At 47.7% G+C, this 26,258-nt stretch carries 21 protein-coding genes, 1 pseudogene and 2 riboswitches; of the genes and pseudogenes, 11 read left to right on the forward strand and 11 right to left on the reverse strand.

The window, feature by feature from the left end; genetic code table 11:
- Positions 1-2: 2 nt before the first annotated feature.
- From BAMF_RS39335 to katX, 4 genes are all read left to right on the forward strand, one after another.
- Complete coding sequence (locus BAMF_RS39335) at positions 3-884, forward strand: ROK family protein (protein WP_013354080.1); 882 nt, start codon at positions 3-5, stop codon at positions 882-884.
- Entirely contained in the window at positions 881-1,825 is a 945-nt protein-coding gene (gene manA / locus BAMF_RS39340; protein ID WP_013354081.1) for a mannose-6-phosphate isomerase, class I, read from the forward strand. Before BAMF_RS39335 ends, manA begins: the two co-directional genes overlap by 4 nt.
- A 20-nt stretch (positions 1,826-1,845) precedes the next feature.
- The gene (locus BAMF_RS39345) at positions 1,846-2,928 is read left to right on the forward strand and encodes a glycosyl hydrolase (protein WP_013354082.1); all 1,083 of its coding nucleotides are present in this window, start codon (positions 1,846-1,848) and stop codon (positions 2,926-2,928) included.
- A gap of 78 nt (positions 2,929-3,006) precedes the next feature.
- A complete protein-coding gene (gene katX / locus BAMF_RS39350) occupies positions 3,007-4,620 on the forward strand; it encodes a catalase KatX (protein ID WP_013354083.1) in 1,614 nt (537 codons plus the stop codon).
- 39 nt (positions 4,621-4,659) lie between these two features.
- On the opposite strand, the gene BAMF_RS39355 is transcribed toward katX, so the two are convergent.
- Entirely contained in the window at positions 4,660-5,646 is a 987-nt protein-coding gene (locus BAMF_RS39355; RefSeq protein ID WP_013354084.1) for a choloylglycine hydrolase family protein, read from the reverse strand.
- Positions 5,647-5,923: 277 nt separating this feature from the next.
- Between BAMF_RS39355 and BAMF_RS39360 the strand changes: the two genes are divergently transcribed.
- Positions 5,924-7,282, forward strand: a complete 1,359-nt coding sequence (locus tag BAMF_RS39360; RefSeq protein WP_013354085.1) for a purine-cytosine permease family protein — start codon at positions 5,924-5,926, stop codon at positions 7,280-7,282.
- Between the two features lie 13 nt (positions 7,283-7,295).
- Here BAMF_RS39360 and BAMF_RS39365 read toward each other — a convergent pair.
- The 5 genes and pseudogenes from BAMF_RS39365 to BAMF_RS39385 all read right to left on the reverse strand — a co-directional run bounded on the left by BAMF_RS39365 (position 7,296) and on the right by BAMF_RS39385 (position 14,055).
- Positions 7,296-8,127, reverse strand: a pseudogene (locus BAMF_RS39365) (NAD(P)H-hydrate dehydratase).
- Positions 8,128-8,218: 91 nt separating this feature from the next.
- Positions 8,219-9,949, reverse strand: coding sequence for a thiol reductant ABC exporter subunit CydC (cydC, locus tag BAMF_RS39370; protein WP_013354087.1), 1,731 nt, complete (start codon positions 9,947-9,949; stop codon positions 8,219-8,221).
- Positions 9,946-11,649 (reverse strand): thiol reductant ABC exporter subunit CydD, encoded by a 1,704-nt coding sequence (gene cydD, locus BAMF_RS39375; RefSeq protein ID WP_013354088.1) that lies wholly within the window; start codon positions 11,647-11,649, stop codon positions 9,946-9,948. The genes cydC and cydD overlap by 4 nt, the downstream gene beginning before the upstream one ends.
- A complete protein-coding gene (gene cydB / locus BAMF_RS39380; RefSeq protein ID WP_013354089.1) occupies positions 11,649-12,665 on the reverse strand; it encodes a cytochrome d ubiquinol oxidase subunit II in 1,017 nt (338 codons plus the stop codon). The genes cydD and cydB overlap by 1 nt, the downstream gene beginning before the upstream one ends.
- Positions 12,649-14,055, reverse strand: coding sequence for a cytochrome ubiquinol oxidase subunit I (locus tag BAMF_RS39385; protein ID WP_013354090.1), 1,407 nt, complete (start codon positions 14,053-14,055; stop codon positions 12,649-12,651). Before BAMF_RS39385 ends, cydB begins: the two co-directional genes overlap by 17 nt.
- 500 nt (positions 14,056-14,555) lie before the next feature.
- Here BAMF_RS39385 and cimH point away from each other — a divergent pair, with 500 nt between their 5' ends.
- Positions 14,556-15,899: a citrate/malate transporter CimH gene (cimH, locus tag BAMF_RS39390; RefSeq protein WP_013354091.1), complete on the forward strand. Its 1,344-nt coding sequence runs from the start codon at positions 14,556-14,558 to the stop codon at positions 15,897-15,899.
- Positions 15,900-15,934: 35 nt separating this feature from the next.
- On the opposite strand, the gene BAMF_RS39395 is transcribed toward cimH, so the two are convergent.
- The 4 genes from BAMF_RS39395 to BAMF_RS39410 all read right to left on the reverse strand — a co-directional run bounded on the left by BAMF_RS39395 (position 15,935) and on the right by BAMF_RS39410 (position 19,984).
- Positions 15,935-16,777 carry a polysaccharide deacetylase family protein gene (locus BAMF_RS39395; protein WP_013354092.1) on the reverse strand — a complete coding sequence of 281 codons (843 nt, stop codon included), beginning with the start codon at positions 16,775-16,777 and terminating at the stop codon, positions 15,935-15,937.
- Between the two features lie 99 nt (positions 16,778-16,876).
- Positions 16,877-17,977, reverse strand: coding sequence for an ABC transporter ATP-binding protein (locus BAMF_RS39400; protein WP_013354093.1), 1,101 nt, complete (start codon positions 17,975-17,977; stop codon positions 16,877-16,879).
- 118 nt (positions 17,978-18,095) lie between these two features.
- A complete protein-coding gene (locus BAMF_RS39405) occupies positions 18,096-18,989 on the reverse strand; it encodes a PucR family transcriptional regulator (protein ID WP_013354094.1) in 894 nt (297 codons plus the stop codon).
- A gap of 158 nt (positions 18,990-19,147) precedes the next feature.
- Positions 19,148-19,984: a YitT family protein gene (locus tag BAMF_RS39410; protein ID WP_003150818.1), complete on the reverse strand. Its 837-nt coding sequence runs from the start codon at positions 19,982-19,984 to the stop codon at positions 19,148-19,150.
- A gap of 66 nt (positions 19,985-20,050) precedes the next feature.
- Positions 20,051-20,152, reverse strand: a riboswitch (guanidine-I (ykkC/yxkD leader).
- A gap of 346 nt (positions 20,153-20,498) precedes the next feature.
- On the opposite strand from BAMF_RS39410, the gene BAMF_RS39415 reads away from it, so the two are divergent.
- Complete coding sequence (locus tag BAMF_RS39415) at positions 20,499-21,038, forward strand: DUF4352 domain-containing protein (RefSeq protein ID WP_127721200.1); 540 nt, start codon at positions 20,499-20,501, stop codon at positions 21,036-21,038.
- Positions 21,039-21,084: 46 nt separating this feature from the next.
- On the opposite strand, the gene galE is transcribed toward BAMF_RS39415, so the two are convergent.
- Positions 21,085-22,101, reverse strand: a complete 1,017-nt coding sequence (gene galE, locus BAMF_RS39420; protein ID WP_013354096.1) for a UDP-glucose 4-epimerase GalE — start codon at positions 22,099-22,101, stop codon at positions 21,085-21,087.
- Positions 22,102-22,312: 211 nt separating this feature from the next.
- On the opposite strand from galE, the gene pepT reads away from it, so the two are divergent.
- The 4 genes from pepT (at position 22,313) to BAMF_RS39435 (ending at position 26,255) form a co-directional block, all read left to right on the forward strand.
- A complete protein-coding gene (gene pepT, locus BAMF_RS39425) occupies positions 22,313-23,545 on the forward strand; it encodes a peptidase T (protein ID WP_013354097.1) in 1,233 nt (410 codons plus the stop codon).
- A 577-nt stretch (positions 23,546-24,122) separates the two neighbouring features.
- Positions 24,123-24,290 (forward strand): hypothetical protein, encoded by a 168-nt coding sequence (locus BAMF_RS41605; protein WP_003150808.1) that lies wholly within the window; start codon positions 24,123-24,125, stop codon positions 24,288-24,290.
- Positions 24,291-24,392: 102 nt separating this feature from the next.
- Positions 24,393-24,869: an LURP-one-related/scramblase family protein gene (locus BAMF_RS39430; protein ID WP_013354098.1), complete on the forward strand. Its 477-nt coding sequence runs from the start codon at positions 24,393-24,395 to the stop codon at positions 24,867-24,869.
- An 84-nt stretch (positions 24,870-24,953) separates the two neighbouring features.
- Positions 24,954-25,040: riboswitch (SAM riboswitch) on the forward strand.
- Positions 25,041-25,118: 78 nt separating this feature from the next.
- On the forward strand, positions 25,119-26,255 hold the full coding sequence (locus BAMF_RS39435; protein ID WP_013354099.1) for a 5-methyltetrahydropteroyltriglutamate--homocysteine S-methyltransferase: 1,137 nt from the start codon (positions 25,119-25,121) through the stop codon (positions 26,253-26,255).
- The last annotated feature ends 3 nt before the right edge of the window (positions 26,256-26,258 follow it).

Genomic DNA, 26,258 nt, shown 5'->3' on the forward strand with positions numbered 1-26,258 from the left:
CCATGCTTGGAGGTATTGAAGCCGGCGGCACGAAATTTGTCTGTGCCGCCGGACAAAAAGACGGCACCATTCTGGACAGAATCGAGTTTCCGACGGGAGAACCGGATGAAACCCTCAGACAGGTCATCCGTTATTTTAAAGATTTCCCGATAGAAGCCATTGGCATCGGGTCGTTCGGGCCGATTGATATCCGTCCCGACAGTCAAACTTACGGGTGCATTACCGCGACGCCGAAGACAGCCTGGCGGAACTGCCCTTTTCTCCAAACGATCAAAAACGCTCTGCAAATTCCCGCAGGCTTCACCACCGACGTCAATGCGGCGGCGCTCGGAGAAGCTTCTTTCGGCGCGGCCAAAAACGCGGACAGCTGCCTCTATTTGACGGTCGGCACGGGCATCGGCGCGGGCGCCATCATGAACGGCAGATTTGTTCAAGGGCTGTCACACCCTGAAATGGGCCATATTTACGTCAGAAGACATCCGGACGACGGCTACAAAGGCAATTGCCCTTACCATACAGATTGTCTGGAAGGTCTCGCGGCAGGCCCCGCCATTGAGAAACGCTGGGGGAAAAAAGCATATCTGCTGACGGATCTCAAAGAGGTATGGGAGCTTGAGGGCTATTATATCGCTGAAGCGCTTGTGCAGTATATCCTCATTCTTTCTCCCGAAAAAATCATTCTCGGCGGGGGCGTCATGAAGCAGCGGCAGTTGTTCTCTTATATCCGTCAGCACGTAAAAAAGCGGCTGAATCAATATATTGATCTGCCCGATATTGAAAACTGCATTGTTCCCCCTCAATTGGGCATTCACTCCGGCGCGGCCGGTTCGCTCGTATTGGCGGAGCAGGCCTTAGAGGCGGCAAACCGGGAGGCGGGAAAATGACGAAGCTCTTATTTTTAGAACCGGTTTTTAAAGAAAGATTATGGGGCGGGACGAAGCTGCGCGATACATTCGGGTATGAGATTCCTTCTGAACGGACGGGAGAGTGCTGGGCGATTTCAGCTCATCCGCACGGTGCATCCATCGTGCGGAACGGACCTTTTTCCGGAACATCATTACACCGTCTCTGGAATGAACATCCTGAACTGTTCGGACATCCGAAAGAAGACGCTTTCCCCCTGCTCACAAAGATTCTTGATGCTGATATGGACTTATCCGTACAGGTGCACCCGAATGACGCATATGCGCATCGGCATGAAAACGGAGAACTCGGAAAAACGGAATTCTGGTATGTCTTGGACTGCCAAAAAGACGCGGAGCTCATTTTAGGGCACCGCGCCCAAACAAAAGAAGATTTCGTTCGGCTCATTGAACGAAACGAGTGGGATCATCTGCTCCGCCGCATCCCAATTAAGCCCGGCGACTTTTTCTATGTCCCGAGCGGCACGCTGCACGCTTTATGTGAAGGTACGCTCGTTCTTGAAATCCAGCAAAGCTCTGATGCCACCTACCGGCTTTACGACTATGACCGTACCGATGAGAACGGGAATAAACGCGAGCTTCACCTTCAGAAAGCAATTGACGTAACAGACATACCGCATACCGATCAAAATGTAAAAAGCACAAAGCATCAGATCGGAGATGCTCTTATTACGATACTCGCTGAAACACCTTTCTTTTCAATTTATAAATGGAACGTGAGCGGGAAAGCATCATTCCCCGCACCCGGCCGGTATTTACTCGCAAGCGTCATTAAAGGACGCGGAAAACTGGATGGATGCTCCATTCAGAAAGGCGGGCACTTTATTGTGCCGGCGGATTTCGGAGATTTTGTTATAGAAGGAGATTGTGAGGTTATCGTTTCACATCCTTCATCATCTTAAAAAATCAGGAGGTCTTTTTTATGCTCAAAAAGTTCGCAGTCTGTCTGTCTATCATTTTATTACTCATCTCAGCCGCCCGTCCGATATCGGCTCACACCGTTTACCCTGTCAATCCCAATGCCCAGCAGACGACAAAAGACGTCATGAACTGGCTGGCGCATTTGCCCAACCGTTCAGAAAACAGGGTCATGTCCGGTGCATTCGGCGGGTACAGCGATGTCACCTTTTCAATGACGGAGGAAAACCGCTTGAAAAACGCGACGGGACAGTCTCCCGCCATCTACGGCTGTGATTATGGGAGAGGGTGGCTGGAAACATCGGATATCACCGATTCTATCGACTACAGCTGCAACAGCAGCCTCATTTCGTACTGGAAAAGCGGCGGCCTCCCTCAGGTCAGCCTGCATCTCGCAAATCCGGCCTTTCCATCAGGACACTATAAAACGGCCATTTCAAACAGCCAGTATAAAAATATCCTGAACCCTTCAACTGTTGAAGGACGGCGGCTTGAGGCCTTGCTCAGCAAAATCGCCGACGGCCTTACTCAGCTGAAAAATCAAGGCGTCACCGTTCTGTTCAGGCCGCTGCATGAGATGAACGGTGAATGGTTCTGGTGGGGGCTGACAGGCTACAACCAAAAAGACACTGAGAGAATCTCGCTGTACAAAGAGCTTTACAAGAAGATATACCGCTATATGACAGAGACAAGAGGATTGGATAATCTTTTGTGGGTGTATTCGCCTGATGCCAACAGAGACTTCAAAACAGACTTCTACCCAGGCTCATCTTATGTGGATATTACCGGACTGGATGCTTACTTCACCGACCCGTATGCGATATCAGGCTATGATGAAATGCTGTCTCTGAAAAAACCGTTTGCCTTTGCCGAGACCGGTCCGTCCGGTAATATCGGAAGCTTTGATTACGCTGTTTTTATCAATGCGATCAGGCAAAAGTATCCCGAGACAACCTACTTTTTGACATGGGATGAACAATTAAGCCCGGCAGCCAATCAAGGCGCGCAAAGCCTTTATCAAAACAGCTGGACGCTGAACAAGGGCGAAATGTGGAATGGCGGAACCTTGACGCCGATCGCGGAATAACCGCTTCTTTTGGAAAACCGGTTTTAAAAAACGGCTCTGCTGGGCATATTGTTACCGTTTAAAAAGGAGGGTTCAACAATGGAAAATAACAATAACAGCGATGAGACGCTTTCCAGTAAGACGACCGGTAAAGGCGAGTCAGAAGACACGCTGACAAACCGGCAGGGCCATCCGGTCACTGACAATCAGAATGTCAGGACAGTCGGCAACAGAGGGCCGACAACATTGGAGAATTATGATTTTTTGGAGAAAATCAGCCACTTTGACCGTGAACGGATTCCGGAGCGTGTCGTTCACGCGCGAGGCGCCGGCGCACACGGATACTTCGAGGCATACGGAAGTTTTGGAGACGAGGAGATTTCGAAATACACAAGAGCAAAGGTGTTCCAAAAGAAAGGAACGAAGACACCGGCGTTTGTGCGTTTTTCAACTGTCAATCACGGAAAACATTCGCCGGAAACACTGCGTGACCCGCGGGGATTTGCCGTTAAGCTTTATACGGAAGACGGCAACTGGGATCTGGTCGGCAACAACCTGAAAATCTTTTTTATCCGTGATCCGCTGAAGTTTCCGGATCTTGTTCACGCATTTCAGCCTGATCCCGTTACGAACATTCAGGACGGCGAGCGGATATTCGATTTTATTTCCCAATCACCGGAAGCAACTCATATGATCACGTTCTTGTTCTCACCGTGGGGCATCCCGGCCAACTACCGGCAGATGCAGGGCTCAGGGGTTCACGCGTACAGATGGGTCAATGAAGAAGGAAAAGCCGTGCTCGTCAAATATCACTTTGAACCGAAACAGGGCATCCGCAACCTGACACAAAAGGAAGCGGAAGAGATTCAGGGGAAAAACTTCAACCATGCGACACAGGATTTGTATGAAGCGATTGAAAAAGGCGATTACCCTGAATGGGAAGTGTATGCGCAAATCATGACTGATGACGAGCATCCCGAGCTTGATTTTGATCCGCTTGACCCGACCAAGCTGTGGTATAAAGACGATTTCCCTTGGAAGCCGATCGGTAAATTGGTTCTGAACAAAAACCCGGAAAACTACCACGCCGAGGTGGAACAAGCATCATTCGGAACGGGCGTGCTTGTGGACGGCCTTGATTTTTCAGATGATAAATTGCTTCAGGGGCGTACATTCGCCTATTCAGATACCCAGCGGTACCGCGTCGGCGCAAATTACTTGCAGCTTCCGATCAACTCGCCGAAAAAGCATGTCGCCACCAACCAGGAAGGCGGACAAATGCAGTATCGGGTCGATCGGGCAAAAGGACAAAACCCGCACGTCAACTATGAGCCGTCCATTATGGGCGGACTGAAAGAAGCGAAGCAGGATGGGAAAGACCATACGCCTCATGTCGAAGGCGACGTGAAGCGGGAAGCGATCGACCGGACGAATAACTTCGGTCAGGCCGGAGAAACGTACCGCCGATTTTCGGAATTTGAACGGAACGAATTGATTACAAACTTGGTCAATACGCTGTCTTCTTGCCGAAAAGAAATTCAGGATCAAATGATCGAGAACTTCACAAAAGCAGATCCGGACTACGGAAAACGTGTTGCGGAAGGACTGAAAAAAGCCTCCGAAAGCAACAGCGGCGGGCCGATCGGCACAACGGATACGGCACAGGCCGCAAAGCAGGCTGAACAGGAAAGCCATCCGTCAGATCCGTATTAAACAAAAAAAACAGGACAGCAGCGTCCTGTTTTTTTTGAGCTAATTGAGCTCCTGTATATTCTGCTCCGCCACAGCCGCAAATACTTTCGGCTCCGGACGGTCAAGATCTTCATGGAATAAACTTACTTTATGAATCTGCCGGTTGTCGTACAGATGAAAGTAATAGTTCCCCGTGTCACAGCACATGACCGACGTATACTGCGTATAATCAATTTCATTCTCCTCAGTGATCACCGCGCCTTTTGGAATATTCACATTGGACAGCACGTGAAAAGCTGCCGTGACCCCTTCCGTTTCATGAGCTGCAGGCTCCAAATGCTCTTTCAGATAAGCGGCTCTGATGAATCGGGATGGCGGCGTGTAATCACCGGGAAGCCCGATCGTTCCTGAGCCTTGCCCGAATGCGGTTAATGTCATTCCGCCCAATGTTTTGCTTTCTGACTGCTGCGGCCTGATTCCGATATAATGGCGCAGATTGGTCACATGCCAAGGAAATTCAGGGCTGTTGGTCATCACTCCAGGTTTGTTGTCATAGACTTTCATTCCTTCCGGTGTCGGCTCGATCACAATGCAGCCGCCCGTGCGGTCTGATAAAATCCAATGAAGGGGCAGGACCGTATCCAATAACATTAATTTCTTCTCTACAATCGTCAGTGAACCAAGCTTTTCCTTTACATCTTCAACAGATTCACAGTTTGATAAGGTCCATGTGACAAACTCGTGAGGAGCGATGTGAGAGGTGCCCTCCCGTTCCGCTTTCTCGTATCCCGCAAAGCCCGGAAAATACAGTGTCGCACACGACAGTCCTTTTTCATTCACGCCGTCGGCAAACAGAATATTGCCGAGATTTCTCCCCATGCCGATAAATGCGTATTTCGTCTTATGCAGCCTGCCGTCAGCTTCACTTTTCCAGCTGTACTGACGAGGGTAAAGCATGACGTCCGTGCCGAGCTGAAAAGCAAAATCCATCGTTCGCGCCAATAAGTGGTTACCGTCTGCCGTTTTCAATGTAAGACTTGTACACATATCATCAATCCCCTTTTCAATAATGAAATTTACACAAAGTAAACTATTCTTCCAGCTTAACGAATAATGATTCCATTCGTCAAAGAATTGACACATTTCTCTTTGATACATATTAGCCGGCCTTTAAACCTATCCATACCTTTTAACCCCTGCCAAAATCGTTTTTGCGGTATCAGTTTGGTTTTTTAAAAAAACTTTACTGGAATTTGTAAACGGCAAGTCATTCTGTTAAGCTATGACTTTATGTTAAAGAAGAACATACGGAGGAGATTATCTATTGAAAGTAGAAAGGCGAACGATTGAACATATTCCGCATCATGAAAGACACGGAAAGGCCAGAGATTTGTTTCCCGTTTGGTTCGGGGCGAATATGCATATCACGACGTTAGTCACCGGCACACTGCCCGTTACAATGGGACTCGATCTCTTATGGAGTATCGCCGCCATTATTATCGGAACCTTTATCGGCGCAATTTTTATGGCGTCTCATTCCGCACAAGGACCCCAGCTCGGCATTCCGCAAATGATTCAAAGCCGCGCGCAATTCGGCGTGATCGGAGCGATTCTGCCCCTCTTTTTGGTCATGTTTATTTATCTTGGTTTCTTTGCGAGCAGTACGATTCTCGCAGCCGGCACACTGAGCAGCTATGTCCCGATTCCGGCTTCATGGTGTATTATCGGCTTAAGCGCCATCTGTTTTTTACTCACGATTTACGGTCATGATCTGATTCACAAAATGCAGAAAATCCTCTCTTGGACCTCCTTTGCCGTTTTTTTTGCAGCAACGATTCTTATTTTTCAACTGCCGATTCCCTCAGGAAGCTGGGTACCCGGCTCATTAGATCTGCCTGTTTTCTTAGTGGCGGTCAGCGCGGTGGCGACATGGCAGCTGGCATACGCGCCATATGTGGCAGATTACTCCCGCTATCTGCCGGTCAAAACACCGGCATCGCATACTTTCTGGTACAGCTATGCAGGCACATCAGTCAGTTCCATCTGGATGATGCTTCTCGGCGCTATTTTGACGACGGCGCTCCCGGAATTTACCGCTAATGCAGGAAATGAGATTGTCCGATTGTTCGGTCCGTTTTCCTTTATTATGCTGATCATTGTCTTGTTCGGGCAAATGGCGATCAACGTCTTTAATTTATACGGAGCCTTTATGTCAACCACGACCACCTTGGAGCCGTTTTTGAAACTGAAGGTGACGCCGAAAACAAGAGTGGTGATGATCCTTTGTGTCACGGCAGCGGGTACTGTGTTAAGTCTCTTGGGCCAAAGCAACTTCATGGAACTGTTTTTAAATTTTATCTTTTTCATCAGTTATTTCTTAATTCCATGGACGGCGATCAACCTCGTGGATTACTATTTCATCCGCCGCGGAAAATACCACGTCAAATCGATGTTTGACGTAAACGGACAATACGGCAGGATCAACTGGATTACAGCGGCCGCCTTCGTTTTGTCGATTATTTTAGAAATCCCGTTCATCAATACATCCTTTTACATCGGACCGCTCGCAGAAATATTCGGCGGAGGCGACATTGCCTGGATCGTCGGCCTGGCCGTGCCGTCGCTGCTGTATTATTTCCTGATGAAATCAAGGTTGAAACATAAAGAGGCGCCTTCCATATAAAGACGCCTCTTCTTTATTCATACTGTTTCCACACCCGCGGCAGCAGTTCAGAAAGTTCGTGCGCCAATAAGGTATGGGCGGAGCGCTCTTTCGTCCATAATTCCGCACAGGCGCCGTGAAGACGGACGGCGTTCAATACGGCATGCTTCGGTTCTTGATGGCAGCACAGCATGCCGAGGATCATTCCCGTCAGCGTGTCGCCGGTCCCGCCTTTTGCAAGCGCGCCGTTTCCGGTTGTATTCCTGCGGCACTCCCCATCGGGAAAAGCGATAATGGTTTCGTTTCCTTTCAGGACAATCGTGACACGAAGCCGCTCCGCCCACTCCGCGGCATATGCGGCTCTGTTCTGCTGAATCTCCTGAATCGGAAGGCCTGTCATTCTGGAAAATTCGCCGGGATGAGGCGTCAAGATCACCGGGGCTTCCCTCTTTGGATAGGTTCTTTTCGTAATGGCGCCCGCATCCAGTATGACGGGATAATCGGCAGAAAGCAGCTGATCAGCCGCCTGTTGCACTTCATCCGTTTGCGGGAGTCCCGGCCCGATGGCCGCAGCCCGGATGTTCTCTTCAGGCTGGCCGTCCGCGGCTTTTTTCCAGCCGTCACGCCAGTATGTCGCTTCCAGCAGCACCGGGACGATGAGCGGGGATGACGCCTGCCGACGTACCGATGACAAGCTTGCCGACACCGCTTCTCATCGCGCCCAATCCGGCCAGAAGGGCGGCTCCCGGCATATCTTCGCTCCCAGCCAGCAATAACGCCGTCCCGAACGTTCCTTTATGGCTGTCTGCGTCCCGTTTCGGCAGTGTGTCTTTCACATCCTGCTCCGTCCAATCAAGTATGTTCATCTCTGTACCTCCTCGTCTGTCTCCTATTTATATTCCAAATCAGGAGCAATTTTAAACCGCACAAAAAAAACAGCCGCTCGTTTGCGGCTGTTTATGTTCTGATCGGAACGTCAAGACGGTAAAGCTTCCGGTACCGTTCGTTTTCTGCAAGCAGCTCTTGATGGGTTCCTTCCATTTCTGCTTTTCCATTTTCTAAAAAGACGATTTTATCAGCTGTTTCCACACCTGCTAAGTGGTGTGTGATCCAGAGAATCGTTTTCTCTTTAAAGACGTCAAAAATGGTCTCAAGCAAGTCACTTTCGGTGACCGCATCAAGGCCGACCGTCGGTTCATCAAGGATAATGACCGGCGTATCCTGGAGCAGAATACGGGCAAGCGCGATCCGCTGCCGTTCCCCGCCGGAGAAACGAATCCCCGTCTCCTGCACGGACGTTTCATACCCGTCAGGCAGTGATTCAATATAATCATGCAGCTTCACTTGCCGCGCCGCACGCCTGACATCTTCATCGCTCGCCTTGCCGTTTCCGAGACGGATATTGTTCATAATGCTCGTATTAAAGAGATGAGGCTTCTGATTCAAAACGGCTACCGCTGAGGAAATCTGATCCTGCACGGCCGCAGTTTCCAGCCCGTTCAGCGTCACTTTGCCCGAATCGGGAACTAAGGCGCCCTCAATTAAAGCGAGAGAAGTCGACTTACCTGAGCCGCTTCTGCCGAGTAGCGCCATTTTTTCACCTTGGCGGAGAGTGAAGGAAAAATGGTCAAGCACATGACTGTGCTGATCATAAGAAAATGTCACGTTATCAAATGTCAGTGTCACATCAGATACATCCAGTTTCTCATCTGACTGCTTCACCTCACGCCCCCGCAGCTCCGGAGCCGCCTTACTCATTCTGCTGATGGAATCCTGATAAGAAGGCACTTCTGTCAGCGCATCCGAAAGGGGCAGAAAAGCCTCCGTCAATGGAAATACGACAAGCACAAAGGCCGCGATCATCGTGTTGGCGATGCTGCCGTCCGCATACTGACCCGCCGTCCAGAACAGCATGATCAATATGAAACCGCCGACAAGACATTGCGCGGCGAGGTCACGCAGCCTCGTAAAGCGCTGACGTTTGCTCTCAAGGTCAAACCATGCCTTTTCTTTCTCTTCATAAGAGGAAATAAAGGCGGCCTGACGTCCAGAAAACATCCAGTCGCTCACGCCGAGCACGGCATCTGTCAGCCGGCTGTAGAGCGTATTCCGGCCGCTTTTCAGCCTCATGTTTTTCGCTCTCGTCACTAGAAGCGATACAACCGGAAATAATACAACCAATACAAACAGGTAAATCGCCGCAAAAGCGGCAAACGGCCAGGAAAAGAAGCCGAGCCCGATAACGGATGCCGCATACAGCAGCAAAGCGGAAACCGCCGGGAAAATCGTTTTTAAAAACGCATCCTGCAAATGCTCAATATCCTCAGCCAAAATGCCGAGCATATCGCCCGTCCTAAAACGGGAGGAAAGCATGAGCGAGGCCGGCTCCAGCATATTGTAAAGCCGCACCCGCATGTCGGACACGATTTTCAAAATGATATGGTGCCCCGTCAGACGCTCAGCATATCGGGAGACTGAACGGGCAATCCCGAAGGTGCGCACGGCCACAATCGGAACGTACACGAGCAGGATATTCTCAGGCCTTGTCGCCGACTTTGAGATCAAAAAACCGGAAGTGAACATGAGAAAGGCCGCCGAAAAAATCGTCACCGCGCCTAAAAAAATCACAAGAACAAACAAACGGGCATTTTGCTTAATATACGGCAGAATCCATTCTTCTTTCCTCATGTTCTTTCCCCCAGTTGCGCCTTTACAAGTTTGGCGTATACGCCTTGTTTTGCCATCAATTCGTCATGGGTGCCGATTTCCGCTACCGCGCCGTGATCAAGCACGATAATTTCGTCCATCTCAAGCATCCAGTGAAGACGGTGAGTGGCCAGAAAGACAAGCTTGTTTTCAAACAGGTCTTTCATCGTTTCTTTTATTTCATATTCTGTTTCAATATCAAGGTGAGCGGTCGGCTCATCCAAAAGGAGAATCGGCCGGTTCCCTAAGAAGGCTCTGGCCAGCGCGACACGCTGAGCCTGCCCTCCGCTGAGCGCCCGTCCGCCCTCGCCGATCCGGCCGTCAAGACCGCCGGGCAGATTACGAATCAGGTCGGAAAGACCCGCCGAAGCGGCGGCGCGCGCCGTTTCCTCATGGGAAGCATCAGGATGATAAAACCGGATATTATTCAAAAGCGTGTCATCAAAAATATACGGATGCTGCGGAATATAAAGCAGCTGCTTCTGCCAGCTGTCCGACTGCAGATGTGAGCGGGATTCACCGTTGACCTTAATCTCACCGGACGCAGGCTCTAAAAAGCCGCCCAGCACATCAATAAGTGTCGATTTTCCCGCCCCGCTTTCACCGATAATCCCGATTTTCTTCTTCCCTTTAAAGGACAGATTAAATTCAGACATCGATTCACGGACGTTCAAACGCGTAAGCTGTAATTCGTCCCCGTCAGTCCACGTATCAAGTTCGAGCGGCTTTTCTTCTTTAAAACCGGGCTGCGCCAAAATCGCTTGAATCGTTTTTCCCGCCTCCTGCCCGTTTAATGTCGCGTGGTAGTCATTTCCCACCTCGCGGACCGGGAGAAAATATTCAGGGGCGAGAATCAGCGCGGTCAATGCCGGACCGAGAAGAATATGCCCGTCTATCAGCCGTAAGCCGAGAAACACCGCAACTGTCGCCACCGACAGCATCGTAAAGAAATCAAGGGCGAATGATGATAAAAACGCGACCCGGAGCGTGCTCATCGTCGCCTTACGGTATCTCTCACTGACATGAAAGATATTTTTGCTGTGTGATTTGCTTAATCCTAAAAACCGCAATGTCTCCAGTCCGCGGAGCGAATCCACGAAATGATTGGAAAGCGTCTGATAGGACTTCCATTGGCGATCGGCTTTTTTCTGCGCGACAAGCCCGAGCAGAATCATAAATACAATCAAAATCGGAAGCGCCAGAATCAAAATCAAAGCCGATGTTTTATCCTGAAAAAACACGTAAATGACAACGGCTGCCGGCACAATCGCCATGCTGACCATTTTCGGCAGAAACAGCTCTAAATAGCGGCGGAATTGGCTGATGCCTTCCATCGCCAGCGTTACCATCCGGCCCGTCCCCTCTTTTTTCGCAAAGCGGGGGCCGAGACGGAACAATTGCTCAAGAAATCTTTTTCTTAAGTCCGCGCCGGTTTGAGCGGCATATTGGTACACGATTTTCTGCCGAACCGCTGTCACCGCATGCCGGACCAAAAACGCAAGCAGGAAAAAGCCGATAACCGGATAAAGAGAAGCAATCCGCTTCCCGTTAAACAATCCGGTTACCGCCTGGTTCAGCCATTCCGCCTGCAAGATAATGGCGGCCGTTTGTATTATCGTTAATCCCGTAATGATCGCAAGAATCCGCTTCATTCCTTTATAAAGAAACAGGTCTTTTCCCATTAATAAGTCATAGGCTCCTTATGGCTGACGCGTTTCCGGAAGACGTAGTAGCTCCAGATCTGACTGCCGATGACAAACGGCAGCAAAGTCAGTGCGGCAATTGTCATGACCTTAAGTGAATAATCACCGGAAGACGCGTTAGCTACTGTTAAGTCATACGCGCTTTTCAGCGAGCTGACCATGACGCGCGGGAACAATGAGATGAAAATCATCGCGACTGTCAACGCAAGTCCCGCACCGGTCATACCGAATGCCCAGCCGTCTTTTTTCTTGCTCATAAACAGAACGGCAAGCAAGTTGCAGATGACAATCAGCACGAACACGGGGATCGTGATGTTTGCCCGGCGTGTAAACATATCCGTGTCGTATGCAGACATCGCAAAGAAAGCAAGTACAACAAGAAAGATAACACCAATTACGCGTTTTGCCATTTTTCTCGCACGCTCCTGTAAATCACCGATCGTGCGCAGTGTAACAAACATTAAACCGTGCAGGAATGAAAGAAGGGTGACCGCGGCTCCGCCAAGAACGGAATACACGTTCACAATATCTGAAAATCCAGCATGCATATTCATATGGCCGTCAATCGGCATGCCGCGGAACATGCTTGTGAAAATAAGGCCGAATACAAACGGCGGGATAAGGCTGCCGAAGAAAACCACCCAGTCCCATGTTTTGACCCATTTCAAATTATTCACTTTCCCGCGGAATTCAAATGCCACACCGCGGCCCATCAAGGCAAGAAGGATGATGATAAACGGAATGTAATATCCGCTCAGCATCGTCGCATACCAGTTCGGGAATGCCGCGAAAATCGCTCCCGTCCCTGTCAGCAGCCATACCTCGTTCGCATCCCAGAACGGGCCGATGGTGTTAATCAGCACTCTGCGTTCTAATTCATTATGGCAAAGAAATCGGGTCGAAATGCCGACACCGAAATCAAAACCTTCTAAAAAGAAAAATCCGACAAACAAAACCGAAACGAGTATAAACCAAAGATCATGAAGTGACCCCATGGTAGACCTCCTGACTGAACGGATCCGTTGATACAGGAACATCCTTGTGATCATCATGGTCCGCACCTTTTTTAATTTCACGAACGAATAGGAAGACAAGCAGTGTGCCTAAAATCAAGTACATGACGCCGAAGCCGATAATTGAAAACAGCAGAGATCCCGTCGTTACGTTAGGCGAAACGGATTGTGCGGTCGTCATTTGCCCCATGACCGTCCACGGCTGGCGGCCGATTTCAGTCATAATCCATCCGGCAGAGTTCGCAATGAATGGGAATGCGATCAGCGCGACCATACCGCGTAAGTACCACTTGCTCGTATGAAGCTTTTTGCGGCGGTTCAGAATAAAACCGGCAATTGCGGCAAAAATCATAAGCGCGCCCGCTCCCGCCATAATGCGGAAACTCCAGAACGTCGTTTTAACAGGCGGGATATAGTCGCCTTTTCCGTACGTTTTTTCGTATTCTTTTTGAAGTGTTTTCATCCCTTTAACACTGCCGCTGAACTTCTGATAAGCCAAGTAGCTCAGTGCGTAAGGAATTGAAATTTCAGATGTGTTTTTTTCTTTATTCGTATCAATGTTCGCAAAAGCCGTCCACGCAGCAGGATCACCGCTGTCATCCCAAAGCGCTTCACTGGCAGCCATTTTCATCGGCTGCGATTCCATTAAATGCTCAGCCTGCATATGTCCGCTGAACGCAACGCCGATACCGGCGATCAGCCCGACAATCATCGAAAGCTTGAACGATTTATGGAAGAACGGCACTTCTTTTTTCTTCAATAATTTAAATGCGCTGACACCGGCGATAAAGAAAGCACCCGTTGCAAGCGCTCCGAAAATGACGTGAGGAAATTCAACCCAAAGCTGAGGGTTTGTTAAAAGCGCCCCGAAATCACTCATTTCCGCGCGGCCGTTTTTAATCGTAAAGCCGACCGGCTCCTGCATGAATGAGTTTGCCGTCAAAATCCAGAAAGATGACATAATCGTTCCGAAGGATACAAGCCAAATGCAAAGCAAATGCACTTTTTTAGATAAACGGTCCCAACCGAAAATCCATAATCCGATAAAAATAGACTCCATAAAAAACGCCAAAAGCGCTTCAACCGCAAGCGGAGCTCCAAATACGTCTCCAACGAAGCGGGAATAATCAGACCAGTTCAAACCGAACTGAAATTCCTGAAGAATCCCTGTGACGACGCCGACAGCGAAGTTAATTAAAAAGAGATGTCCCCAAAATTTAGCCATTTTGAGATAGGTCTCTTGTTTTTTGACAACATAAAGCGTCTCCATCAAAGCAACCATAAACACAAGCCCGATAGACATAGGCACAAACAAGAAGTGAAACAATGTTGTAGATGCAAATTGAATGCGGGCTAAAACCAACTCACTCATGATGTTTTTCCTCCAATCTGGTAAATTGCTCAACATTTCACAAACACGACAAGATCCTTGCTCGCTATTTCACAAAGAATGATATATTTGCTCAATGTTTCACAAATTTGTCAAAACTAATGAATTATCAGCCTGTACACCCTGGGGTCAGCGGCTGTCATAGAAATGATTCAATATCATTACTTTACAACGATTCGGCCTAAAAAAAAAGATCAATATACCTAAAAATAGGCTGAAATTGTGACCGATTATTGTCGAATTTATAGAGAATTTATGTCAGCATCTAGGATATTTGTCCCTTTGATATCGTACCTCTTTTTTATTCGTGTGGCGAACAAAATTCTTTATGCAGTGAAAAAGCCCGTCAGATCGCCTTTTTGAGAAAGAAAACGAAGAAAAAGTATATCTTCTAGTAAATTCATAATATATGAACAATTTAAATTTTTTAGTATACTTTAAATGGGGATATTTTTCACTACATAACGACTGGGGGAACAAGCATGGGAGAACTTCAACCAAATTTGCAAACGGAATCATTCCAAAAACAGGAACGGACTGATAACTGGTTTGCCAGAGCAATGAATATAAGAATCGGCATTATTCCACTTCCTATCTATATCCTGCTGTTCTTGCTTATTACGGTGTTTGTCATGAGCCGCGATGTAAAAAGCGACATCCTGACATCGATTGCCGTCATGAGTTTTTTCGGATTTACCTTCGGCCAGATCGGAAAATCCATTCCGATCGTGCGTTCCATCGGCGGCCCTGCGATCCTCGCAACCTTTATTCCGTCCGCTGTCGTCTACTACCACCTGCTTCCGAAAGACATTATCACTTCAACAACAGAATTCACGGAAAGCTCTAACTTTCTCTATCTATTTATTGCCGGTATCGTCGTCGGCAGTATTCTCGGGATGAAAAGAGAGACGCTCGTTAAGGCTTTCGTCAAGATTTTTATTCCGCTTATCGCCGGCTCGATCGCAGCCGCCATCGTCGGCTTATGCGTCGGGACCCTGCTCGGCCTCGGCTTTCAGCACACGCTGCTTTATATTGTCGTCCCGATTATGGCTGGAGGTGTCGGTGAAGGCGCGATTCCTTTATCCATCGGCTACTCCGATATTATGCCGATGTCCCAGGGGGAAGCCTTTGCGCTTGTGCTGCCGTCCATCATGCTCGGAAGCCTTTGCGCCATTATGTTATCGGGCCTGCTGAATGTCATCGGTAAAAGCAAACCGGAATGGACGGGCAACGGGAAGGTTGATAAGTCTGATCAGAACGCTCCGGCATTGGAACAGCCGGCCAATGACAAAACGTTTGATTTGTCCTTTTTCGCTTCCGGAGGCATTTTAGCTGTTTCTTTATATTTGGTCGGCATGCTGGCGCATGATTTCTTTCAGCTTCCGGCTCCTGTCGTGATGCTCGTCCTTGCCGTGCTTATTAAGCTGTTCAGGCTGGCGCCGGCCTCGATTGAAAACGGAGCCTTCGGCGTCTCGCGTTTTTTCTCGACAGCCGTGACCTATCCGCTCCTATTTGCGATCGGCGTTTCAATGACACCATGGGACAAGCTCATTGCAGCGTTTACTATCAGCAACATCATTACCATTTTATCAATCGTCGTCACGATGATGGCCGTCGGTTTCCTGACAGGAAAATGGCTGAACCTGTACCCGATTGAGACGGCGATTATTAACGCCTGCCATTCCGGACAGGGCGGTACCGGCGATGTCGCGATCTTAAGCGCCGCCGAACGGCTTGAGCTTATGCCGTTTGCCCAAGTGTCCACCAGAATCGGCGGGGCGATTACCGTGAGCGTCACCCTTCTATTGCTTCATCAATTCTATTAAACGGAAAAAAGCCTCCGCCATATGCGGAGGCTCTGTTAGTTCATCACATTTTGAATATAAGAGCCGAATGCCGCGCCGGACATACCAGGCGACACACGTACACGGTGAAGCCCGTAAAGGCCCTGATCTCTTGATGCCGCACCCGGTTCCGTCGTGACCGCCATACGGTAGCCTGATGCAGCGGCGGCTTTTAATGTTTCCTTATTATACCGTCCGACAGGATAGCTGAGCACAGACGTCCGCTGCCCGAACATTCGATCAAATAAATGCTTGGAGTCCGCCATTTCACGGCGCTGCTGTTCCGGTGTGAGTCCGTTCAACTCAAGATGGTTCATCGTATGGCTTTGAATGGAAATGCCGTGTGCGGCCATCTCCTTCATCTGCTTCTCAGTCAGATGATTTCTATGTCCGATAAAATTTCCGATCATAAAGATAGTCGCTTTCATTTTATATTTCTTTAAAATCGGATACGCCTCTTTTACATTGTCGGTATAGCCGTCATCAAATGTGATCAGAACGCATTTTTCACGCGGCTCTCTATCCTCCGTCAACATCAGATAGGCTTCTTCCGGAGTCATCGTATAATAGCCGTGATCATGAAGCCATTTCATATGCTGCCGGAATTCTTCCTTCGGCACACGCAGGCTGTTCCCCTCAGAAATGCTGTGGTACATCAGAATCGGCAGTCTCGCCGTTCCTTTCGTTTTAACCCATGCCGACGTATCCGGCTCTTTTTTTATTTGCGGATGTACGGACTTTTTTTCGTGGTGCTCTTCCGCCTTCGGAATACTCTGTTCGGTACTTGCCTCATGCCCCGAGCAGGCGGCAAGCGTAAACACGGCAGCCAAAAGGCACATGCACATGATGATGCGTTTCATGGTTTTCCTGCTTTCTGTCTTATATTTACTTTTTATATCGGTTATGCTGATAAAATTGTTACATCAAAAAAGCCGGACATCCAGCTGTCCGGCTTTGTGTTATGAGCGGATTCTGATTTCTGTTTCACTGTCAAAGAAGTGGGCTTTATTCATGTCGAAAGCGACAGTCAATTCCTCACCGGCGTGAATGTCATGGCGGGCGTCAATCCTGGCGATGAAATCCTGATCCCCGATCCGGGAATAAACCATAATTTCTGACCCAAGCAATTCCGCGACATTGATTTTAGCTGTGATGGATGAATTCTTATAGGATTCTACCACAATCAGCTCGTCATGGATGTCTTCCGGACGGATTCCGAAGATGACATCTTTGCCGGCATAGCCTTTTTCCCGGAGCATTTTCATTTTTCCCTCCGGCACGCTGAGAGCGGCTGAACCGATCTGAATGGCGCCGTCTGTCAGCCTTCCTTTAAAAAAGTTCATCGCGGGGGAGCCGATAAACCCTCCGACAAATACGTTTTCCGGATGTTCATAGACTTCTTTCGGTGTGCCGATCTGCTGAATCTTTCCGTCCTTCATGACCACAATGCGTGTCGCCATCGTCAGCGCTTCGGTTTGGTCGTGCGTCACATAGATTGTGGTTGTTTGCAGCCTTTGATGGAGCTTAATAATTTCAGCCCTCATCTGTACCCGAAGCTTTGCGTCCAGATTTGACAGCGGCTCATCCATCAGGAATACTTTGGCGTCCCTGACAATCGCCCGTCCCAAAGCAACCCGCTGCCGCTGTCCGCCGGAGAGCGCCTTCGGCTTGCGGTGCAGATACTCTGTGAGCCCCAGCATTTTCGCTGCTTCTTCGACCCGTTTTTTAATCTCCGGTTTCGGCATTTTTCTCAGCTTCAGACCAAAAGCAATATTATCATAGACTGTCATATGCGGATATAACGCATAGTTTTGAAACACCATGGCGATATCCCTGTCTTTAGGAGCGATGTCATTCACTCTCGTATCACCGATGTAAAAATTGCCTTTCGTGATGTCCTCCAGCCCGGCAACCATCCGCAGTGTTGTCGACTTTCCGCACCCCGACGGACCGACAAACACGATAAACTCTTTATCTTTAATATGAAGGTTAAAATCATCGACAGCCGCTTCTTTTTGATCGTAATACTTATAAATATGCTCCAGCCGAAGTTCCGCCATGTCATATCCCCCTTTTCTTGAAAACGCTTTCTTAAATAGGATTGTAACAGCGCACGGCGGCGGCGTGTATGGGCAATGTACATAAAAAAAGTCCGCTGCCTTCGTGCATATTTCCCATTTAATGTGACTTTTCATACTGCAGGCAAATAAAATAAGCCAGCAGAGCGCCCCGATATGTTTTAATATCAATCCCCGAGCGTTCCGCAAATTTATCAATCCGATATTGAAGACTGTTGCGGTGCAAATGCAGTTTTTTCGATGTGAGCGACATGTTCGAGTTATGTTCAATAAAAGCCTGAATCGTATGCTTCAGCTCCGGTTCTTTCTGAAACAGCAACGCCGCCTCTTCCTGAAGCAATGCGGAAAGCTTTTCCCTGCTTTCTTCCGTGAGCATTGCCGGAAATACCGTTTCCGCGGTCATCGTGCTCAGCTGCGGGAGATGGCGCCTGCCATTCTGAAAATATTGCTGTTCTCTCCGATAATGATGGCGCAGACGTTCTCCGGCGCCGTAATACCTTCCGATGAAAAAACGGACACTGAAATAAAAATCGGCTTCAAGAACCTTTACAAAAGATGCGATATCATCCTGATCAGGCGCTTCAAGCTTTTCTTCCTCTACAATCACGCCCTGATCCCTTCCCGTCCGGACAACTGTATACGGAACCGGCCAGAAATGGCGAAGCGCTTCCGTAAATGCCCCCCAATCCCTTTCTCCTAATAAATCATAATGGATAAAACGGATACGAGGCTCCTTGACTTCAGGCACCAGGCCCTCTTCCAGCAGAAAACGCCGCCACCTCTTTGCCGCCGCTGTCTCCGGGAAAAAAACGCCCTTCTCTTCAGCGGGTGTCAAAAACGAATTCAGAAGCAGTTTCTCCTTCTGGGTGATATCCTCCTTCGGAATGGCGACATAGACCCGCCTCTTCTCATCATAAAAACAAAAGACATCCTCCGCCGTACAGCACGTATCAGACAACACAGCCCTCGGGTAAATTGCCAATATCGGGTTCATATGCGCTCCTCTCTATCGCTCTATCATATTTTCAGTATAAAACGTCCGGCGGATTGTATCCACTGAGTTTTACGAAACAGCTTTCCGGCTATTTCCCGGGAAACGAATCGCTTCTGCCGGATATGAAAAAACCCTCTGCACCAGCAGAGGGATCTTTTTTATTTAGAGATATCGACGAAGCCTTCTCCAAACACGTCACGCACATCATGAACAATGACAAACGCCTTTGTATCACAGCTTTTAATAATTTTCTTGAGCATGGAGAGCTCTTGCTTCTGGATGACGATATATAAAATTTCTTTTGACTGCCCTGTGTAATTTCCTTTACCCGACAGCAGCGTCACCCCTCTGTCCATAAGCGTGTTGACCTGTTCAGCGATTTCGTGCTTATGCTCAGATATAATCGTCACCGCTTTTTTCGTATTCAGACCTTCAATGATAAAGTCCATCACCTTCGTTCCGATGTAAAGCATGACAATGGTAAACATCATTTTTTCCGCGCCGATGATGAAATAAGAACTGAAGACGACAATCAGATCAAAGAACAAAAGCGCATAGCTGATATTCCAATCGAGATATTTATTCGCAATCCTCGCCAAAATAGCAGATCCCGCCGTCGTGCCTCCGACTCGAATAATGATCCCGATTCCGACACCGGCAAACACACCCGCAAAAATAGTATTAATAATGAGTTCATGTGACGGCGAGTGCCAATCATGCGTCAGATGCAGAAACAGCGAGTTGGCGACAACCGTAATGATCGTATAAAGCGTTGTTTTTCCGTCTAAAAATTTATATCCGATGATCAATAAAATTCCGTTCAAAATGATATTCGTCACCCCTGGCGACCATTCAAACACATAGTACAAGATCAAGGTAATTCCCGTTACCCCGCCCTCTCCAAGATCATTCGGAATGGCGAATAAATTAACAGCCAATGCAAAGATAAAAGCCCCAATGATCAGCATCAGCACATCCAGCAATCTTTTTTTCATCCCAGACACTCCCTTTTTATAAAATCAAAAAAGCCCGGGGAGAGCACTCTTCATCAAAAGAGCAGAAACTCCCGGGCTTTTATCCCACCGTGTCACAGCAAAAACCTGCTGTGTGTTTTCTCTCGGTCCAGACCAATTCAGCATTGCGGAACCCTAGAAAACCACTGTTTTTTATGTTCAGTTTTTGTATTTCTTTCAAGATTATACGGGAAATCGCGAGCATGTTCAACCTCTCTTTTTTCCATAAACCTATGAAAAATTTGACCGTTCTGCCGACACTAAAAAAGGACCTAAAAATACATGACTAAAAAATCATTAAAATACTGTTTTTCTCAAAATTGTATTGACTGAAGGATATTTTACAGGCATTATAGTATATAGTTTTCAAGAAATAGTTTACATAGGAGGAAATATTATGGCAGGCAACTTAGTGTCTTGTAAGGCATGCGGCAAAGAAATCGCTAAAGGCGTTAAAAAATGTCCAAACTGCGGTAAAGATCAGAGAAACTTTTTTATGAGACATAAAATCATCACATTGCTTTTGGCAGTAGTGGTTATTATCATTCTCGTAAACATCGGCGGCGGAGGCGGGTCTTCATCATCTAAAACTGCGTCTTCAAAAGCTGCGGAATCCAAGGAAAAGCTGTATAACATCGGTGACACTGTTAAGACTGAAAAAACTGAAGTTACTGTTACGAAGGTGGAAAAAAGAGATTCAGTAGGATCTGAATTTGTCGAGAAAAAAGCATCTGACGGAGGCGTTATCGTCGCTGTCCAATATACAGTTAAAAATGTTTCAAACAAGCCGTTAAGCTCTTTCTCCATTCCGAGCGTGAAATTAGTAGATTCTAAAGGAACTTCCTATGATCCGGATATTGACGCTTCATCGACTTATGCAACGGAAACAAAAGTGAACAACAGTAAAATTTTAAGTGACCTGAACCCGAACATTAAGGTCACTGGAGTGAAAGCCTTTGAAGTTGATAAAAACGCATACGCTAAAGGCACTTGGAAAATAAAATTCAGCAACGATGTTGAAGTAAAAGTTAAATAATGATCATAACAAAAGAGACCTTCACCATTTGAAGGTCTCTTTCTTTTTACACCTTTTGATATCCGTTCACATTGGAGGATTGCCACTTCCAAGAGTCGGCGCACATTTCTTCAAGACCGCGCTTTGCTTCCCAGCCCAGTTCAGCCTTCGCTTTTGCCGGGTCGGCGAAGCATGCGGCGATGTCTCCCGGGCGCCGGGCGGCAAAACGATACGGCACTGCTTTTCCCGATACTTTTTCAAACGCCTTGACCATCTCAAGAACGCTGTAGCCTCTTCCCGTGCCGAGATTATAGGCATCGGCGCCCGTTGTGTCCAGCACCTTTTCAAGCGCTCTGACGTGGCCCTCGGCAAGGTCAACGACATGGATGTAATCCCGCACGCCTGTGCCGTCCTTCGTCGGATAATCATTGCCGAACACCTGCAATTGCTCAAGCTTGCCGACAGCGACTTGGGCGACGTACGGCATTAAATTATTCGGGATGCCGTTCGGGTCTTCCCCGATCCGGCCGCTCGGATGCGCGCCGAACGGATTAAAGTAACGGAGAAGCGCAATGCTCCATTCAGGGTCCGCCTTATGCAGATCGCGCAAAATCTGTTCCAGCATCAGCTTTGTCTGCCCGTAAGGATTGGTCGCGCTTAACGGAAAATCCTCTGTGATCGGCGTTGTTTCCGGAACGCCGTAAACCGTCGCTGATGAACTGAAGACGATTTTTTTTATACCGTATGCCTGCATGACTTCACATAAAATAAACGTTCCCGTCAGATTATTATGATAATAACGGAGCGGAACAGCCACAGACTCACCGACCGCTTTTAATCCCGCAAAATGAATGACGGCTTCAATCTCATTTTCAGCAAATACCCGTTGAACGGCGTCACGGTCCAGAAGATCCGCTTCATAAAACACAAGCCCTTTTCCGGTAATGTCTTTTACCCGCTCCAATGCTTCCGGTGAACTATTTGACAGATTATCCAGAACCACGATCTCATAGCCGCTGTTTAACAGCTCGACACATGTATGGCTTCCGATATAACCCGCTCCGCCTGTCACTAAAATCGCCATGAAGAAAGCCTCCCCTATTGAATGAACTGTCCATATTATATAGTTTTTTTCTTCCTCAATCATCCATTTCCAAAAAGTTTAATCGTTTAGTCATCGTTTCTTCATAATTTGTTTTCATTCGCGTAAAAAACAGAGCCTTCGATTCAAAACGGGTGGCGAAATAGAAATCCCTCCCCCGCACATGGTAAGATAAGACAAAGGAGATGACGGTATGAAAAATGAAATCATTGAACGCTTTACCTCTTATGTAAAAGTCGATACACAGTCTGACGAAAACAATGAAAACTGCCCTTCAACCCCCGGACAGCTGACTTTGGCCAACATGCTGGCGGATGAATTAAAGTCGATCGGCATGACAGAAATCACAGTCGATGACAATGGGTACGTGATGGCGACTCTTCCGGCTAATACGGATAAAGACGTGCCGACTGTCGGTTTTCTGGCTCACGTGGATACCGCAACTGATTTTACCGGAAAAAATGTGAATCCTCAGATTATTGAGAGCTATGACGGACATGATATCGTTCTGAATGACAAACTCAATGTCGTCCTTTCGCCTGAACAATTCCCGGAGCTTTCCCGCTATAAAGGCCAGACGCTGATCACAACGGACGGCACGACGCTGCTCGGAGCCGACAACAAAGCGGGCATCGCCGAAATCATGACAGCAATGGCGTACTTGATCAAACACCCTGACATCAAACACGGCACGATCCGGGTCGCCTTCACGCCTGATGAAGAAATCGGCAGAGGCCCTCACAAATTTGATGTCGGCCGCTTCAACGCCGCATTCGCTTACACGATAGACGGAGGCCCCCTCGGCGAACTGCAATATGAAAGCTTCAACGCAGCCGCAGCTAAGCTTACTTGTTACGGAAAAAGCGTTCACCCCGGAACGGCAAAAAACAAAATGGTAAACGCTTCAAAAATCGCGATGGAATTTCATCACGCGCTGCCGAAAGAAGAAGCGCCGGAATATACGGAAGGATATGAAGGCTTCTATCACTTGCTTTCCATGAACGGCGACGTTTCTGAAGCCGCCCTGTCGTATATCATCAGAGATTTTGACAGAGAGCGCTTTACAGAACGAAAAGAATATATGCAGAAAACCGCCGACGCGCTTACGGCCAAATACGGCAAAGAAAGCATCAAGCTTGAATTGCATGATCAATACTACAATATGAGAGAAAAAATCGAACCGGTCAAAGAGATCGTCGACGTCGCATATCAAGCCATGAAAAACCTCGACATCGAACCGATTATCGAACCGATCCGGGGCGGAACCGACGGATCACAGCTCTCTTACATGGGACTGCCGACGCCGAACATCTTCACCGGCGGCCAAAACTTCCACGGAAAATATGAATACATTTCTGTCGATCATATGGAAAAAGCGGTAAACGTTATTGTTGAAATCGCCAGGCTGTTTGAAGAACGCGCGTAAAACCAAAGCCCCCTGCTTTGGTTTTTTTCTTTCACGTGAAACCTTTCCTTCTTTCTTTCCGTATATAAGGTATGAAATGGAAAAAAGGAGTGAAGACTATGGCAAGAGGCACTGTAGCGAAAGAATTGAAAAAAACCTTAAAAGACCCGCGCGTTTTGGAAACGAAATCAAATCCTTTTAAAAAGCTGCGGAAAATGTTCAAACGATTTTTTTAAGATAACTTATCGTTTTCTTACAAAAAATAAAGAAAGCGCTGTCAATCTATAATCATCTGTTAGAAGCAGTTATTTTGCATATCATAGGATTTTTTAGGGTACTGAATAACACAAGGCAAACGAAAACACTGAATTAGTTAATTCGACTCTGTTAAAAAATAGTAAAAAAGTGATATAAACGTTAATCATTCAGCAGCCGATACAATCTATAGAACCACAACATGAGTGAAATCCCTTGCAACTTATAGTCGTTTTTACGGAAAATGTCGTTATTTTTTAAAAAAGTGACAATTGTTTGAATACTTTTCGTTTGTTTTTTCGTACAATAATAATACCAAAACTTTTTTTGGGAGGTATGTAAAATGATGCTACTTATTTTTGCTGCTTTGACAGGATACCTGGTTTTCTCTTTCAGTAAGGACAACCGCCGGAAAACGCCAAAGACAAGCCCGCTGGTGACAGCTGCCGACACGAATAACATCATTGATTTAAATGCGATCCGTCAAAAACGCCGGATGCCGCTATCATAAAAAACGACAGCTGCCGCAAAATCGGCAGCCTTTTTTTATGCACCTGCCTATATGAAACCATCCGCCTCCTTTTTACGTACAACATAAAAAAGGAGTTTTTTTATGAATCATTTTTATATCAAAGAGCGGGTGTTTACATTTAAGAATCGGTTTCAAGTGTTTCTTGAAAGCGGAAAAGAAGTCTTCAATGCGGAGGGAAAGTTGTTTTCGTTCGGCGATGAACTGAAGCTGACTGATTTGGACGGACGCACACTCGCCAGCGTCAGTCAGAAACTGATGTCGCTCGTTCCCCGTTACGAGATTTCCGTAAGCGGCAAACCTGTATGCCAAGTCATCAAGAAAGTAACGTTTTTCAAACCGAAATTTGAAATTTCCGGCCTCGGCTGGGATATTACCGGCGACGTGTGGGGACGGAATTTTCAAGTGACAGACGGAAAATCAAGCCGGATGACCGTCAGTAAAACATGGATGAGCTGGGGCGATTCCTATCATCTGCAGATTGAAAATGAAGAGGATATCGTTCTTTGTCTCGCAATCGCAATTGTGATTGATATGGTTCTATTTGAGGGTGACAAATAAAAATATTTATCGAAATATATTGACAATTCGAGAAAACATACTAAGATTAATAGTATTACAGTTTATTCTGAAAAATAGCATATTTCCTTATCAAGAGAGGTGGAGGGACTGGCCCTATGATACCCGGCAACCGCTGTTCAGCAGAATGGTGCTAAATCCTGAAGATAAGGTTGAGATTTGCGGACGCAAGCTCTTCCCTATCCGAGGGAAGAGCTTTTTTATATTTCATCAGGAAAGAAGGAATCGTTCATGTCACAGCAAAACACAGAGCAACCATTGCACACTCTTCTAAGAAAAAACCCGCCGTTTCGCGCGGATCAGGTCGGAAGCCTGCTGCGGCCGGCGGCTGTGAAGCAAGCCCGTCTGCAAAGAGCGGCTGATGAGATTTCGGCAGAACAGCTGCGCGAAATCGAAAACAAAGAAATCATCCGCAGTGTGGAAAAGCAAAAAGAAACCGGCCTCAATGTCGTGACAGACGGCGAATTCCGCCGTGCCTGGTGGCATTTCGATTTTCTCGAAAACTTAGACGGCGTCGAAGCGTTTACGCCTGAGAGCGGCATTCAGTTCCACAACGTACAGACGAAAGCGCGCGGCATTAAAGTAACGGGAGATATTGATTTTTCTCAGCATCCGATACTTGAAGATTATAAATTCCTGCACAGCATTGCCGGCGATGCTGTGCCAAAAATGACCATCCCAAGCCCGAATATGCTGTTTTTCCGCGGAAAATTGGAAAAAGCGGCGTATCAGAACGATTACCAACAATTTCAGCATGATGTATCACAGGCGTATAAAAAAGCGATTCAGGCTTTCTATGACGCCGGGTGCCGCTATCTTCAGCTCGATGATACCGCATGGGCCGTTTTCTTATCGGAGGCGGGGCTTCGTCAGATTGAAGCTTTCGGCACGACGCCGGATGAGCTGCGCAGGCTGTTCGCCGCTTCCATTAATGACGCCATCAAAGATCGTCCTGCCGATCTGAAGGTTACGATGCATATCTGCCGCGGCAACTTCCAGTCCACATGGACGGCTGAAGGCGGATATGATGCGGCGGCGGAAACGATTTTTGACGGACTTGACCTTGACGGATTGTTCTTGGAATATGATGATTCCCGCTCCGGCGGCTTTGAACCGCTTCGTTATGTCAAACGCTCTGATCTTCAGCTTGTGCTCGGTTTGATTACGTCGAAACACGGCGAACTCGAAGACAAGGATGCGGTTAAACGCCGGATTGAAGAAGCTTCTCAATATGTCAGCCTGGATCAGCTTTGCCTCAGCCCGCAATGCGGGTTCGCTTCGACTGAGGAAGGAAATCTGATCACAGAAGAACAGCAATGGGCGAAACTGCGCCATGTCGTCGACATTGCCGATGAAGTCTGGAAATAAAAA

The organism is Bacillus amyloliquefaciens DSM 7 = ATCC 23350, assembly GCF_000196735.1.
Taxonomy (GTDB): domain Bacteria; phylum Bacillota; class Bacilli; order Bacillales; family Bacillaceae; genus Bacillus; species Bacillus amyloliquefaciens.

What these genes read in the sequence shown, in the direction of transcription:
- BAMF_RS39335 (WP_013354080.1), top strand. Translation starts at nt 3, where the DNA reads ATGCTTGGAGGTATTGAAGCCGGCGGCACGAAATTTGTCTGTGCCGCC.
- manA (WP_013354081.1), top strand. Translation starts at nt 881, where the DNA reads ATGACGAAGCTCTTATTTTTAGAACCGGTTTTTAAAGAAAGATTATGG.
- BAMF_RS39345 (WP_013354082.1), top strand. Translation starts at nt 1,846, where the DNA reads ATGCTCAAAAAGTTCGCAGTCTGTCTGTCTATCATTTTATTACTCATC.
- katX (WP_013354083.1), top strand. Translation starts at nt 3,007, where the DNA reads ATGGAAAATAACAATAACAGCGATGAGACGCTTTCCAGTAAGACGACC.
- BAMF_RS39355 (WP_013354084.1), bottom strand. Translation starts at nt 5,646, where the DNA reads ATGTGTACAAGTCTTACATTGAAAACGGCAGACGGTAACCACTTATTG.
- cydC (WP_013354087.1), bottom strand. Translation starts at nt 9,949, where the DNA reads ATGAGGAAAGAAGAATGGATTCTGCCGTATATTAAGCAAAATGCCCGT.
- cydD (WP_013354088.1), bottom strand. Translation starts at nt 11,649, where the DNA reads ATGGGAAAAGACCTGTTTCTTTATAAAGGAATGAAGCGGATTCTTGCG.
- cydB (WP_013354089.1), bottom strand. Translation starts at nt 12,665, where the DNA reads ATGGGGTCACTTCATGATCTTTGGTTTATACTCGTTTCGGTTTTGTTT.
- BAMF_RS39385 (WP_013354090.1), bottom strand. Translation starts at nt 14,055, where the DNA reads ATGAGTGAGTTGGTTTTAGCCCGCATTCAATTTGCATCTACAACATTG.
- cimH (WP_013354091.1), top strand. Translation starts at nt 14,556, where the DNA reads ATGGGAGAACTTCAACCAAATTTGCAAACGGAATCATTCCAAAAACAG.
- BAMF_RS39395 (WP_013354092.1), bottom strand. Translation starts at nt 16,777, where the DNA reads ATGAAACGCATCATCATGTGCATGTGCCTTTTGGCTGCCGTGTTTACG.
- BAMF_RS39400 (WP_013354093.1), bottom strand. Translation starts at nt 17,977, where the DNA reads ATGGCGGAACTTCGGCTGGAGCATATTTATAAGTATTACGATCAAAAA.
- BAMF_RS39405 (WP_013354094.1), bottom strand. Translation starts at nt 18,989, where the DNA reads ATGAACCCGATATTGGCAATTTACCCGAGGGCTGTGTTGTCTGATACG.
- BAMF_RS39410 (WP_003150818.1), bottom strand. Translation starts at nt 19,984, where the DNA reads ATGAAAAAAAGATTGCTGGATGTGCTGATGCTGATCATTGGGGCTTTT.
- BAMF_RS39415 (WP_127721200.1), top strand. Translation starts at nt 20,499, where the DNA reads ATGAGACATAAAATCATCACATTGCTTTTGGCAGTAGTGGTTATTATC.
- galE (WP_013354096.1), bottom strand. Translation starts at nt 22,101, where the DNA reads ATGGCGATTTTAGTGACAGGCGGAGCGGGTTATATCGGAAGCCATACA.
- pepT (WP_013354097.1), top strand. Translation starts at nt 22,313, where the DNA reads ATGAAAAATGAAATCATTGAACGCTTTACCTCTTATGTAAAAGTCGAT.
- BAMF_RS41605 (WP_003150808.1), top strand. Translation starts at nt 24,123, where the DNA reads ATGATGCTACTTATTTTTGCTGCTTTGACAGGATACCTGGTTTTCTCT.
- BAMF_RS39430 (WP_013354098.1), top strand. Translation starts at nt 24,393, where the DNA reads ATGAATCATTTTTATATCAAAGAGCGGGTGTTTACATTTAAGAATCGG.
- BAMF_RS39435 (WP_013354099.1), top strand. Translation starts at nt 25,119, where the DNA reads ATGTCACAGCAAAACACAGAGCAACCATTGCACACTCTTCTAAGAAAA.